This window comes from Bradyrhizobium sp. USDA 4501 (assembly GCF_054062115.1).
Window position 1 is genome coordinate 993,201 of record NZ_JBSSEX010000001.1, and the last position, 12,954, is coordinate 1,006,154.

At 64.9% G+C, this 12,954-nt stretch carries 13 protein-coding genes; 7 read left to right on the forward strand and 6 right to left on the reverse strand.

Annotation, left to right across the window (positions count from 1 at the left end; all coding sequences use genetic code 11):
- Positions 1-52 precede the first annotated feature (52 nt).
- Positions 53-961: a LysR family transcriptional regulator gene (locus tag ACVWZM_RS04785; RefSeq protein ID WP_057015750.1), complete on the reverse strand. Its 909-nt coding sequence runs from the start codon at positions 959-961 to the stop codon at positions 53-55.
- A gap of 139 nt (positions 962-1,100) precedes the next feature.
- On the opposite strand from ACVWZM_RS04785, the gene ACVWZM_RS04790 reads away from it, so the two are divergent.
- Positions 1,101-2,282 carry a cytochrome P450 gene (locus ACVWZM_RS04790; protein WP_168856436.1) on the forward strand — a complete coding sequence of 394 codons (1,182 nt, stop codon included), beginning with the start codon at positions 1,101-1,103 and terminating at the stop codon, positions 2,280-2,282.
- A gap of 3 nt (positions 2,283-2,285) precedes the next feature.
- Here ACVWZM_RS04790 and ACVWZM_RS04795 read toward each other — a convergent pair whose 3' ends face one another.
- Positions 2,286-3,458: a M20 aminoacylase family protein gene (locus tag ACVWZM_RS04795; RefSeq protein ID WP_057015671.1), complete on the reverse strand. Its 1,173-nt coding sequence runs from the start codon at positions 3,456-3,458 to the stop codon at positions 2,286-2,288.
- 262 nt (positions 3,459-3,720) lie between these two features.
- Between ACVWZM_RS04795 and ACVWZM_RS04800 the strand changes: the two genes are divergently transcribed.
- Positions 3,721-4,146, forward strand: a complete 426-nt coding sequence (locus tag ACVWZM_RS04800) for a hypothetical protein (RefSeq protein WP_057015672.1) — start codon at positions 3,721-3,723, stop codon at positions 4,144-4,146.
- 43 nt (positions 4,147-4,189) lie between these two features.
- On the opposite strand, the gene ACVWZM_RS04805 is transcribed toward ACVWZM_RS04800, so the two are convergent.
- Entirely contained in the window at positions 4,190-4,816 is a 627-nt protein-coding gene (locus ACVWZM_RS04805; protein ID WP_456852131.1) for a pyridoxamine 5'-phosphate oxidase family protein, read from the reverse strand.
- A gap of 164 nt (positions 4,817-4,980) precedes the next feature.
- On the reverse strand, positions 4,981-5,751 hold the full coding sequence (locus ACVWZM_RS04810) for an IclR family transcriptional regulator domain-containing protein (RefSeq protein WP_076833082.1): 771 nt from the start codon (positions 5,749-5,751) through the stop codon (positions 4,981-4,983).
- A 170-nt stretch (positions 5,752-5,921) separates the two neighbouring features.
- Here ACVWZM_RS04810 and ACVWZM_RS04815 point away from each other — a divergent pair, with 170 nt between their 5' ends.
- From ACVWZM_RS04815 to ACVWZM_RS04835, 5 genes are all read left to right on the forward strand, one after another.
- Positions 5,922-6,413: a MaoC family dehydratase gene (locus ACVWZM_RS04815; RefSeq protein WP_028331684.1), complete on the forward strand. Its 492-nt coding sequence runs from the start codon at positions 5,922-5,924 to the stop codon at positions 6,411-6,413.
- A gap of 11 nt (positions 6,414-6,424) precedes the next feature.
- Positions 6,425-6,877: a MaoC family dehydratase gene (locus ACVWZM_RS04820; RefSeq protein ID WP_057015675.1), complete on the forward strand. Its 453-nt coding sequence runs from the start codon at positions 6,425-6,427 to the stop codon at positions 6,875-6,877.
- 392 nt (positions 6,878-7,269) lie between these two features.
- The gene (locus ACVWZM_RS04825) at positions 7,270-8,577 is read left to right on the forward strand and encodes an MFS transporter (RefSeq protein ID WP_456835284.1); all 1,308 of its coding nucleotides are present in this window, start codon (positions 7,270-7,272) and stop codon (positions 8,575-8,577) included.
- A gap of 99 nt (positions 8,578-8,676) precedes the next feature.
- Entirely contained in the window at positions 8,677-10,296 is a 1,620-nt protein-coding gene (locus ACVWZM_RS04830; protein WP_456835285.1) for a GMC family oxidoreductase, read from the forward strand.
- A 7-nt stretch (positions 10,297-10,303) separates the two neighbouring features.
- Positions 10,304-11,206 carry an alpha/beta fold hydrolase gene (locus tag ACVWZM_RS04835; RefSeq protein ID WP_456835286.1) on the forward strand — a complete coding sequence of 301 codons (903 nt, stop codon included), beginning with the start codon at positions 10,304-10,306 and terminating at the stop codon, positions 11,204-11,206.
- A 26-nt stretch (positions 11,207-11,232) separates the two neighbouring features.
- On the opposite strand, the gene ACVWZM_RS04840 is transcribed toward ACVWZM_RS04835, so the two are convergent.
- On the reverse strand, positions 11,233-11,628 hold the full coding sequence (locus tag ACVWZM_RS04840) for a DUF2721 domain-containing protein (protein WP_456835287.1): 396 nt from the start codon (positions 11,626-11,628) through the stop codon (positions 11,233-11,235).
- Positions 11,629-11,864: 236 nt separating this feature from the next.
- Positions 11,865-12,866 carry a SphA family protein gene (locus ACVWZM_RS04845; RefSeq protein ID WP_307720407.1) on the reverse strand — a complete coding sequence of 334 codons (1,002 nt, stop codon included), beginning with the start codon at positions 12,864-12,866 and terminating at the stop codon, positions 11,865-11,867.
- Positions 12,867-12,954 lie beyond the last annotated feature (88 nt).

Sequence of the window (12,954 nt, forward strand, 5' to 3'; positions counted from 1 at the left end):
CCCGCACTCCGGTGCGGGCCTTTTGCTTTGGACCTGCAGCCCGGCTCCTTGCTCAGGCGGCGCAGGCCTTCGCAACCTCGGCCAGCAGGCCGCGCGCCCATTTGTGCAAGCCGGATTTGGCCGTCCTGGCGCCCCAGTGCATGTCGATCGAGATCGGCACGCGGAACGGCAGCGCAGCGACATGGAGGCCGCCGCGCATCGCCCGCGCCAGATGATGCGGGATAGTCGCGACGAGCCTGGTGCCTGTGATGATGCGCTCCAGACTGTCGTGGTTGGGCAGGCTGACCACTGGCTCGATCTCGATCTTCCTCGCCCTCAGCGCCGCGAGATAGAGCGGCTGCCACTCACCGCTGTGGGTGATGAAGACATGCTCGGCCCTGGCATAGGCCGACAGCGCGATCCGGCCGCGCGCCAGCGGATTGGCCCGATCCATCACGCAGACGTAGTGGTCGGTGAGGATATGGCGCCGGAAGAAGCCTTCGCCGGCGATGCCGACCGGACCAAGCACGATGTCGCACTGGTTCTGCTTGAGATGGACATCGCCGTGGCCCGCGGCATCGAGCAGGACGAGACGGACTTGCGGCGCGCCGGCGCGCAGCCGCGTGCTGAACTGCGGGATCAGGGTCTGGCGTTCGTGATAGTTGCAGGAGATCGTCACGCTGCCCTGCGTCGTCGCCGGATCGAATTCCGCCGGTGAGGCAAGCCCGTCGATCTCGCCGATCATCTCCCGCGCCCAGGTAACCAGCGTCGCGCAGCGCTTGGTCGCCGTCACGCCATTGCCGCTGCGAACGAACAGCGGGTCATGCAGCGCGCCGCGCAGCCGCTCGATCGCATAGCTGATGGTGGACTGGTTGACGTCGAGCCGTTTGGCCGCGGCGGAGAACGACTGCAGGTCATAGACCAGCACAAGGGTCCGCAGAGTCCCGATGTCGATCGGATCGATCGAGGAATTGGCCGCCACCCTTGCACCTCCCGCATTGCTGGCGGCCCAGCCTAGCACAAGGTCATGGAATATTTCGATGGTCCGGATCAATCCCATCGAATTGAGCGATCGTGCACCCGGAGCTAGCCTTGGCGAAAAAGCGCTTCCGGGAGGACCAATGACCAGCGCCGTGCCTGTCGTTACCGATATCGCGTATCAGGATCTGCTCGACGACCCCTATCCGATCTTCCGCCGGCTGCGCGAGATCGCGCCGGCGGTCTTCGTCGCGCCCGCGAAGCTGACGCTGGTGACGCGCTTCGACGACATCATGCGGATCGAGCGCGATCCCGCGACCTACTCGGCCGATAATCCGGCCTCGCTGGTCAACAAGGTGATGGGGCCGACCTTCATGCGCAAGGACGGCGCCGAGCATGCGATCGGCCGCAAGGCGATCGAGCCCTCGTTCCGTCCGGCCACAATCAAGGAGCATTGGGCGCCGCAATTCACCGCGATCGCAGAAAAACTGATCGATGATCTGTTGGCGACCGAAGAGGCCGATCTGTTCTCCGCCCTTGCCGCGCCGATGGCCTCGCTCAGCCTGATGGCAATGATCGGGTTTCGCAAGATGCCGTGGCAAACCCTCGCCGAGTGGTCGCAGGCGCTGATCGACGGCGCGGGCAATTACGCCGCCGACGCCGAGATCGAGCGCAAGGCGATGCAGGCGAGCGCCGAGGTCGATGCCGCGATCGACGCGGTGCTCGACGATCACCGCCGCCAGCCGAATCCTTCGGTCCTGTCCTCGATGATCAATGCCGATCCGCCGATGCCGATCGAGGCCATCCGCGCCAACATCAAGGTGATCATCGGCGGCGGCCTGAACGAGCCGCGCGACGCGATCCTGACGCTCGTGCTCGGCCTCCTGGAAAACCCGCCGCAGAAGAACAGCGTGCTGGCAAAGCCGGATCTGTGGCCGGCCGCGCTCGAGGAAGCGGTGCGCTGGATCTCGCCGATCGGCATGTATCCGCGCCGCGTCACCCGCGACGTCGATCTCTCCGGCACCACGCTGCCGCAAGACCTTCAGATCGGCCTCTGCGTCGGCGCCGCCAACCGCGACGGCAGCCGCTTCGTCGAGCCCGATCGCTTCGACGTGACGCGGCCCAAGCAATCGCATCTGGCATTCGGCGCCGGACCGCATTTCTGCGCCGGCACCTGGGTGTCACGGCTCACCGTCGGCAAGATCGTGGCGCCGATGCTGTTCGCGCGCCTGCGCAATCTGCGCCTCCGCGCGGAGGCGCCGCCGGTCGTGCGCGGCTGGGTGTTCCGCGGACCGGTGACGCTGCCGGTGCGATGGGACGCGTGAGCCTCACGCCGCCAATGCGTTCTCGACGATCTTCACGAAATACGACGTGCCGAAGACGATCGCCTCGTCGTTGAAATTGTAGGCGGGGTGATGCAGGCCGGCGCTGTCGCCGTTGCCGCAGAAGATGAAGGCGCCGGGCCGCGCTTCCAGCATGTAGGAAAAATCCTCGGCGCCCATCAGCGGCGGCATCTCGTGCACGTTGGACGCGCCCGCGACCTCGCGCGCGATGCGGCTCGCGAATTCGGTCTGCGCCTCATGGTTGACGGTGACCGGGTAGCCGCGCTCATAGGTCAGATCGATCTTCGCGCCGGTCATCTTCGCAACGCCGTCGACCACCTCGCGCACGCGCTTCTCGATGAGGTCGCGCACCTCGCGGGTCAGCGTGCGCACGGTGCCGCGCAACTCCGCGGTCTGCGGGATCACGTTGCGGGCGTTGCCGGCGTGGAATTCGCACATCGAGATCACGGCGGAGTCGAGCGGATCGACGGTGCGCGCGACGATCTGCTGCAAGGCGGTGACGAGCTGCGCGCCGACCAGCACGGAATCGATGCATTTGTGCGGACGCGCGGCGTGACCGCCGAGCCCTTCGATCTTGATGTCGATCGCATCGGTCGCGGCCATGATCGGGCCGGTGCGGATCGCGAACGAGCCGATCGGAATCCCCGGACCGTTGTGCATGCCGTAGACCTGCTCGATGCCGAAGCGGTCCATCAGGCCGTCCTTGATCATCGCGGCGGCACCCGCTCCGCCCTCCTCGGCCGGCTGGAAGATCACGACCGCCTCGCCGGCGAAATTGCGCGTCTCGGCGAGATAGCGCGCCGCCCCCAGCAGCATCGCGGTGTGGCCGTCATGGCCGCAGGCGTGCATCTTGCCCGGCGTCTTCGAGGCGTAGGGCAAATTGGTCTGTTCGTGAATCGGCAGCGCATCCATGTCGGCGCGCAGGCCGATCACCTTGACGTCGCCCTTCGCCGGCCCCTTCTTGCCCTTGATGACCCCGACCACGCCGGTCTTGCCGAGCCCGGTCGCGACCTCGTCGCAACCGAACTCGCGCAACCGGTCGGCGACGAATGATGCAGTGCGGTGCACATCGTAGAGCAGCTCGGGGTTTTCATGGATGTCGCGGCGCCAGGCCTGGATATCGGGTTGCAGATCGGCGACGCGGTTCACGATGGGCATGAGAATTCTGGCCTCAAAGGTTGGACGTAAGTCATCTCTAGCATGCAAGAGCCGGTCCACCCAAACGGATGTGGCATGCTCGCGGCTGGGGCCTGCATTCGCAATCGGGATGCGGGCCGTCCCTCGCTGGACTTTGCGCAGACCTCGGGCCTGATATCATCGCATCCGACCAAAGCCTAATAGTGCGGGACATATCCGGCGCGGATACTACCCCAGGTTTTCCGCACCGAAATCCTCTCGCCTTCCAACAGGGAGCGGCTGCATGACGCCGGATCAGGCGGTGTTGTTTTCCACCATCATCCTGCTGGTGCCGATGGGATACTTCCTGCTGGCGGCGCCGGCGTTCCTGCTCGTGAAGCTCGACGTCCCGCCGGTCACACGGCTGCTGCGCGGCATGTTCAATGCCTACTTCCTGGTGCTCACTGTTTCGGGCGTGATCGGCACGCTCGCCTTTGCCACGGCCGGCCGGTTCGCCGTTGCGCTTGGCATCGCCTTGATCGCGGCGTTCGCGGTGCTGGCGCGCCGATGGTTCTTGCGGCGGCTCGATGCTGAGGCGGACGCGCGAGACTCGGGTGATCCTACCGCGGTGCGGCGGCTGCGCCAGCTGCATTGGGGCGGCATGCTGTGCAACGCGGTGCAGGTGTTCGCTCTGGTCGGCAGCATTCCCTACATGGCGCCGCTGCCCTGATCGCGGTTTGCTCGCTCGTCCGGATGCGGTTCCCGGCTGTCCGCTATGCGTCACGTTTCCGATGCGGATCGTACTTCGAAAGCACGTCCTTGAGATAATCCCGGCTTTTCCATTCCGGGGCGGGCGGCTCGTACCCGGGCCGAGGCACGTACAGATTCGCCGGTACGTCCGCTGAGGCGCCCATCAGGTCCGGAACGTAGCGCGGGCAATTTGGAAAGATCTCGCATTTGACGCGCACGACGACCTTCGCGCCGTGATGCCCGGCAAGCACTTCGGCGCTGTCGTGGATCGTTGCCTTGCCTCGGATGCGCGTGCGAAACGTCTTGCCGTCGAGCCGTACAAACAACAATCCGACGTTCGGGTTGCGGTGAATATTGCCGAGCGTGCGGTACATGTTGTTGCCGTCGTACTCAGGGAATTCAAGCGTATCAGGCCCGGTGATCTTCACGAAGCCGGGATCGCCGGAACGCATCGAGCAATCGACGTTGTCCTGATAGCTGGTCGCGATGAAAAAGAAGCGCGTCTCCGCGATGAGCTTGCGGTCCTGTTCCCAGAACTCGAAGTGGAGGCGATGCTTCTCGAGGCCGTCGGCGACACGCCGACCGTCGAAGCGGTCCTGCAACTCACGCATTCCGTCGTGATAGAAAGGGGCGCGGACTGGGTCGGCCACGGCAATCCTCCGGCAAGTTGAGCAATCGGTCTGCACTTTGACGTGGCCGCGATTTTCCTTGGCAGTTCACCCGGCCAGCAAGGCGAAAGACTATTCATTCGGCATGGGCGTGGAAAGCCATCCAGGTCCGGAGCGGGTGAAAAGGCGTCGATAACGGCCGTCCCCTACCCTGATGTCAGCATCTGGCTGCGGATCTCCTGCGCGGTGCGGCGCAGCGGCAGCAGGAACTTCTTGCGCGCGCCGGCTTCGCTCACCGTTCCCGAGATCGTGTTGACGCTGAGCGCGGCGACCACCGCGCCCGCGGGATCGCGCAACGGCACCGCGATGCCGCAGATCGCCGGATCGAGCTCGCCATCGACCCAGGCATAGCCGTCGCTCTCGACCCGTGCGAGCAACTCGCCGAGACGCTCCGGATCGGTGACCGTGCGCGGCGTGACCTGCCTGAAGCCCCCGGTCGCGAGATAAGCCTCGCGGGTGCCGGGCGGCAGCGCCGCGAGCATGACGCGGCCGAGCGACACCAGATGCGCGGGCAGCCGGCTGCCGACGCCGAGATTGGCCGAGAGGATCCGCCGCGCAGGCAGGCGCAGCGCATAGACGATCTCGTCCTCGTCGAGCACCGCCATCGCGCAGGACTCGCCGATCTCGTTGCGCAGATTTTCCAGCGCGCGCTGCGCATGACCCCAGTATGGCAGCGCGTTGAGATACGACAGGCCGAGCCCGAGCGCGCGCGGCCGCAGGCTGAAATAGCGTCCGTCGGAGGCGCAATATTTCAGCGCGATCAGGGTCGCGAGGATACGCCGCGCGGTGGCGCGGTTGAGGCCGGCAGTATCGGCGGCCTCCGCCAGCGTGTGCCGCCCCGGCGGCTTGCCGAGTGCCTCGATGATCGAGAAGCCGCGCGCAATCGCGCGCACGAAGCCGTCACTCTCTTTGCTCATGGCGGGCGCCCAGCTGGTTCCGTCATCGCGCTCATGACATCGCAGCCCGCATGGCTGCCTGCACATGACGCGGCCCTGCGCGCTTGTCAGGGGCTCCCGACCGCGCTAGCGTGAATTCATATAGCGAATGAATTGTTCGCCTGGCGAACTCAATAGCAGGAGGATGCACGATGGCGCAAGCAGAAAGTTCTGCGGCCACCCCGTTCGAAACCGATTTCTGGAAAGACGCGAAGCTGCGCAAGGTGTGGGACGACATCGTCCCCGGCGAGCCGCGCAAGACGCTGCCCTACAAGCTCACGCAGGAAGCGATCGCGCTGTACTGCCGCGCAGTCGGCGAGACCAATCCGCTCTATCTTGACGAAGCAGCCGCCAAGGCCGGGCCCTATGGCGGGCTGATCGCGCCGCCCGCGATCCATATCCTGCTGATGTTCGCCTGCACGCCGGCCGACGACTGGATGCGCTCGCCGGGCACCGTCAATGCCGGGCAGTCGTGGAGCTACAACATCCCGGCACGCCCCGGCGACACCATCACCCTGCAGGCGCGCGCGCTCGACAAGTTCATCAAGCGTGAGCGGTTGTTCGTGGTGCACGACAATGTCTTCTTCAACCAGCATGGCGACGTGATCTGCTCGGGTCGCGGCCAGACCATCCGTCCGATGTAAGGAGGATCACCATGACCACGGCGAATTTCGAATCTCTCAAGGCCGGCGACACCATCGACGGCCCGGCATTTGCGGTTTCGCGCGAATCGATCCGCCTGTTCTGCGACGCGTCGCTCGACTACAACCCGCTGCATCTCGACGACAACTACATGAAGGGCGATTTCGGCAAGACCAATTTCGGCGGCATCATCATGCACGGCATGAACAATTTCGGCCTGATCTCGCGCATGCTGACCGACTGGGCAACGCCTGCCGGCGCGATCCATCGCAGGCTCGAGACGCGCTGGCTGAAGCCGGTGAAGCCCGGCGACACCATCCGCCCGGCCGGCACCATCAAAGCCAAGCAAACGACCGCGAAGTCGCGCTGGGTGCTGGTCGACGTCGCCGTACAGAACCAACGCGGCGAGACGGTCGCGGCCGGCGAAGCGATGCTGGAGTTCCCGCCGAACGCGAAGGCAGGCTAGCCGCGCGCACTCGATCGGAGCAACGGGCTCTTTCGCCCCGCCTGCGGGGACAGGTCGGAAATGCATCGCTAGTGTGCTGAATGCGAAGTTCGTGCGATTTCGCGGCAGCCACTTTCACGAACTTCGCATTCATAAAGCACACTAGAATCATAAGTTTGCTAGTGTCCTTATCGAATCCGAAGTTCGCTCCGAAGGTGCGGCAAATGATGCGAACTTCAGATTCGGGACACTAGATGCATTCCGGGTGAGGGCGAGCCTCCGCGAGGGTTGCTGTCACCGTCTATGGGGAGACGGTCCCTCACCCCAACCCTCTCCCCCTAAGAACGGGGCGAGGGAGCCTACCGCCGTCGCGGCACCAACAAACAATCAAATAATCACTTGAGGAGACTTTCATGCAGGATGCGGCCCATTCGCGGCTCTATGGACGGATCGCCTGGCGCCTGATCCCGTTCCTGCTGGCTTGCTACACGGTTGCGATCATCGACCGCTTCAACATCGGCTTTGCCAAGCTGCAATTCCTGCACGACCTGCAGATCGACGACGCCGTGTTCGGGCTTGCTGCCGGCATCTTCTCGGTCGGCTATGTCGCGCTCGAAGTGCCGAGCAATCTCCTGCTGGTCAAGGTCGGTGTCCGCAAGACGCTGCTGCGGATCATGGTGCTGTGGGGTGCTGTCACCATCCTGCTCGCGCTGGTGCAGAACCAGTATCATCTCTATCTGCTGCGCTTCCTGCTCGGCGCCGCCGAGGGCGGCTTCTTCCCCGGCATCCTGTATTATCTGACGCTGTGGTTCCCGGATCGCGTACGCGGCCGCATGACGAGCCTGTTCGTGATGGCGGTGCCGCTCGGCGGCGTCATCGCGGGTCCCGTGTCGGGCCTGATCATGGATCACATGCAGGGCGTCCATGGCCTGCATGGCTGGCAGTGGCTGTTCATCCTCGAAGGCGGCCCGGCCGTGCTGCTCGGCATCGGCGCCTATTTCTACCTCGCCGACGGACCGCAGGTCGCGAGCTGGCTGAGCGCCGACGAGCGGCGGCAGGTCGCAAGCGACCTCGCCCGCGACCGCGCCGCTGTTCCCGGCACCACGCGGAGCTTCGCGGCGGCGCTGCGCGAGCCGCGCGTCTATCTGCTCTCCTTCATCTACTTCGCGTTCTTCTGCTCGCTCAACACCATCCTGCTGTGGACTCCGACGCTGCTGAAACGCGTCGGCGTGGCGACCACCACCGAGATCGGCTGGCTGAGCGGCGCGATCTCGGTTGCGTCCGCGATCGGCATGGTGCTGATCGGCTACAGCTCCGACCGCACACGGGAACGGCGCTGGCACGTGGTCTGCTGCGGCCTCGTCGCAGCGGCCTGCTTCATCGCCTTGCAGGCCGCGCAAGACAGCGTGCTCCTGACCGTCACGCTGCTCGCCGTCGCCTCGATCGGCATCTTCGCGATCCTGTCGCTGTTCTGGACGATTCCGAACGCGATGCTGGAGGGCAGCGCCGCGGCCGGCGGCATCGCGCTGATCTCGGCGATCGGCTCGTTCGGCGGCGCGGTCTGCCCTGCCCTGATCGGCTGGATGACTGCCGCAACCGGGAGCATCTACGCACCGCTCGCCCTCGTCGGCGCCGTGCTCGGCATCGGCATGCTGACGCTGATCGTCTGTGTTCCCCGCGCGAGCCATGAGGTCACACTGGCCGAACCGAGCCGCCCCTGATCATCCAGCGCACGCCCGGCATCCACTGCCGGGCTTGTGTCGGCCCGCTGCGTCTGACTAATAAGAACCCAACAAAAGACGCTTGCCGGGAACGAGGACATGCCGCGAAGGCTCGAGGGTGATTTCGACTACATTATCGTCGGCGCAGGCACGGCGGGCTGCATCATGGCCAACCGCCTGTCGGCCGATCCGAAGAAGCGCGTGCTGCTGCTGGAAGCCGGCGGCAAGGACAACTGGATCTGGTTTCACATCCCGGTCGGCTATCTCTTCGCGATCGGCAACCCGCGCTCGGACTGGATGTTCAAGACCGAGGCCGAGCCCGGCCTCAACGGCCGCGCGCTCGCCTATCCGCGCGGCAAGGTGATCGGCGGCTCCTCCGCCATCAACGCCATGATCTCGATGCGCGGCCAGGCCGCGGATTACGACCACTGGCGGCAGCTCGGCCTCACCGGCTGGAGCTACAGCGACGTGCTGCCGGCGTTCAGGCGGCTGGAGGATCATTTCCTCGGTGAAAGCGAGCATCATGGTGTCGGCGGCGGCTGGCGCATCGAGGCGCCGCGGCTGTCGTGGCAGATCCTCGACGCGGTCGGCGATGCCGCCGAGGAGATGGGCATCAAGCGCATCCCGGATTTCAACACCGGCAACAACGAGGGCACCAGCTACTTCCACGTCAACCAGAAGCGCGGCCGGCGCTGGTCGTCGGCGCGCGGCTTCCTCAAGCCGGTGCTGAACCGCAGCAATCTCAGGCTCGAAACCGACGTGCTGGTTGACCGCCTGGTGATCGAGAGCGGCCGCGCCGCCGGCGTGCTGTTCCGGCAGGGCAATGAGACGGTGGAGGCGCGCGCCCGGGGTGAAGTGATCCTTTGCGCCGGTTCGATCGGAACCACGCAGGTGCTGCAGCGCTCCGGCATTGGTCCGTCAGAATGGCTGTCGCCGCTCGGCATCGACATCGTGCTCGACGTGCAGGGCATCGGCCATAATCTGCAGGACCATCTGCAGCAGCGCGCGATCTACAAGGTCTCCGGCGTGCGCACGCTGAACGAGACCTATTACAATCTGGTTCGCCGCGGCCTGATGGGCCTCGACTACGCATTTCGCCGCCGCGGGCCGCTGACCATGGCGCCGTCGCAGCTCGGCATCTTCACGCGCTCGGACGTGACGCGCTCGCGCGCCAACATCCAGTTCCACGTGCAGCCGCTGTCGCTCGACAAGTTCGGCGATCCGCTGCACCGCTTCCCCGCGATCACGGTGAGCGCCTGCAATCTGCAGCCGAGCTCGCGCGGCACCGTGCGCATCAAATCGTCCGTTCCCGACGACAAGCCGTCGATCGCGCCGAACTATCTGTCGACCGACGACGACCGCCAGGTCGCGGCCGACGCAATCCGCACCACGCGCAGACTGATGAAGCAAAAGGCGCTGGAGAAATATCATCCCGAGGAATTCCTGCCCGGCCCCTCGGTTGGCGACGACGATGCCTCGCTTGCCAAGGCTGCCGGCGACATCGGCACCACGATCTTCCACCCCGTCGGCACCGCGAAGATGGGAACGGCCAACGATCCGATGGCCGTGGTCGACGAGCGGCTGCGCTTCTACGGCCTGCACGGCCTGCGTATCGCGGATGCCTCCGTGATGCCGACCATCACCTCGGGCAACACCAATACGCCGACGGCGATGATCGCCGAGAAGGCGGCGGCGATGATCCTGCAGGATGCGCGATAGAGCGACGATGAACGCCCCGAAGCGCTTCCTGGTTGGCGATGCCGGTGCACAGGTTGCGGTGGCGCAATGGGGCGAGCCGGCCTCGGACAAGCCGCCGGCGCTGCTGCTGCACGGTACAGGCTTTGTCGCGGAGGTGTGGACCGAGGTCGCAGAGGCGCTGGCGGCCGATTACACGGTCTACGCGCTCGACCGCCGCGGCCATGGCTTGAGCCACAAGCCGCCGGCCGATCGCTATCACTTCCAGGATTTTGCCGAAGACGTCCGCATGGTGGTGGAGCGCCTCGACCTCCATGACATCTACGGCATCGGTCACAGTGCCGGCGCAACCGACCTGCTGCTCGCAGCCAGACTGATGCCCGGTCGCTTCGCGCGCCTGCATGTCACGGAGCCGACCGCGATGGATCCGCGCGCGCCGCGCGCCGGAGACCTCAGCGACATCGCGAACGGCTCGGTGCAGGGCGTGCTGCGCCGCCGGGCCGAGTTCGACAGCGCCGACGATCTGTTCCAGCGGCTGCGCGCCGCGCCGGCCTTCGCACCATGGACCGAACGGTCGCTGTGGGCCTATGTCCATCACGGCTTTGCGCGGCTCGGCGACGGCCGCATGCGGCTGCTTTGTACGCCGGAAATCGAGTCGGCCCTGCTCGGGCCGATCTTCCAGGCCATGGAGCAAATCTACACCGGCGACGCCCGCGGTAATCCGTTCCCCTGGTTCTCCGACATTGCCTGCCCGGTCTGCATCGCGACCACCGAGCAGTCATGGCCAATCTACAAGGAAATGGCCGACCGCGCCGCGGCGCTGATCCCGCATGCGAGCCGCTGGACGTTCGACGGTGTCGGACATTGCGTCGCGCAGGAAGCGCCGGAGTTGATGGTGGCAGCGCTCACGACATTTGCCGCGCGTGCGCGTTAAGGCATGCACGTATCAATGCGTTGCGTCTAGCCGTAGTGATCGAACTCGCTCAGGGCAATTCGGACCTCTCGCGCGAAATCGACCAACGACACGATGAAAGCCACAACGGCAACAATGAAGAGAATGGCAACGCCCCGCTCGTGCTGGATGTGAAGGAACGCACTCACAAAGCCGACGACGATGACAACGCTGATCGAAATGCTTCCCATGATGGACCAGAAGATCGCGCGATTGATCATGGTGGCGCGCCGAGCAAGACGCGGCAGGTCTGCCTTGAGCCGGCATCTCGCCTGATCCTGATCCGAAATTTGGTTCAGGTAAATCGACCTGTCGATGATCCGGTTCAGGCGGGAAATCAGCACCGCGATAAAGGCCGCCAATGCGCCAAGCAGAAATGCGGGCGCGGCCGCTTGAGAAATCACTTGAGAGACTGACTGACCGACGGCGTATCCGGTAACATCGACTCCACTTTCGGGTTGGCGCGGCTGAAACCAATCGGCCGAGGATTGGCAGCGTGGACCCTGCTGACAATCACGACGCCCGCGTATCGAACCGGCGTCGGCTAAAATTGCCGGGCGGCGTCCGAACGGCGGGCATCGACACGGTTGCGGCCCATAGTGGCGTGATCTCGGCACAATCGAAGGCGCCAGCAGCGCTGCTATTTTGTCACGACCCGTCGGGTCGGCGTCACGGTGCTGGTCGGCGCCATCGGAGAGATCGAGAACGTCAACCAGGTATTCCAGCCGGCCGGGCGATTCTCTGCTGCAAATTCTCCATACCCTTTGAGATTCAGATAACCCTGCATGTCGCCTACGGGAAACAGGAAGCCGATCTGCGGACCAACGCCAAGCACGCGGGACCGGAAGCCTCCCAGGACAGGGTGCTGGCCGAAATCGTCGGTGACCTGCTGATAGGCATATCCAACCAGGCCAACGAAAACCTGCTTTGACAGGAATTGGGAGGCGCCCCAATCCAGATGGAAGTCGACCCCGCTCTGGTACTGGGTATCCGGATTCTTGAAATTGTAGGTGAAGCCCGCGACCGCGGAAAATTCGTGGCCCGCCTGCTGGTTGAAGTAGGTGTAGCCGCCGCCGGCATCGATGGCCGCGTGACCGATGCCGAGATTGGCAAGGCTGCTCGGGCTGTATGCTCCGACCGGGATGTCTCCCGTTACATAGCTCATGAAATTGTGCACCCCGGCGTTCCACTTCAGCGTCGCCTGCGGGTAGAGGTCGCCGACCGATGTGATCGAATCGCCGAAGCTGCCGGTGCGGGTTGTCGCCAGCGGACCGACGGCCGCCGTCAGCGTCCCCGCAAGATCCGCGCTCGACCGTCCGAACAGCCCGGTCACGCCGATGGCAAGTTGGCCACCCAGCACCGGCGTTGCGAACGTATAAGTGGGATTGAGAAGGATGAGATCCGCCTGCGCGTTGAGATGCAGGTTTAGGTTGACGTTAGCCGCGGCGGGGATTCTGCCGACCTGGATCTCCCTGGCGGCCGCGGCATTGCCGAATGCACTTACGCTGGTGTGATAGTAGACCTCCGCCATCGACCAGCCAGGGACCTGCGGGGTCGCAGCGAGGCTGCCGAAGCGGCCGGGAAGCCAGTATGAGACGCCGGCCTCGTCGGCACGCGCGGTCTCAGACGAAACTGACGCCATGACCAGTATCATGGCGATGCCGACATCCCTGAGTGTCTTGCCTCGTCCGTTTGGTCGCCGCCTCATCGAAAGACCGCGAAGCCGCATG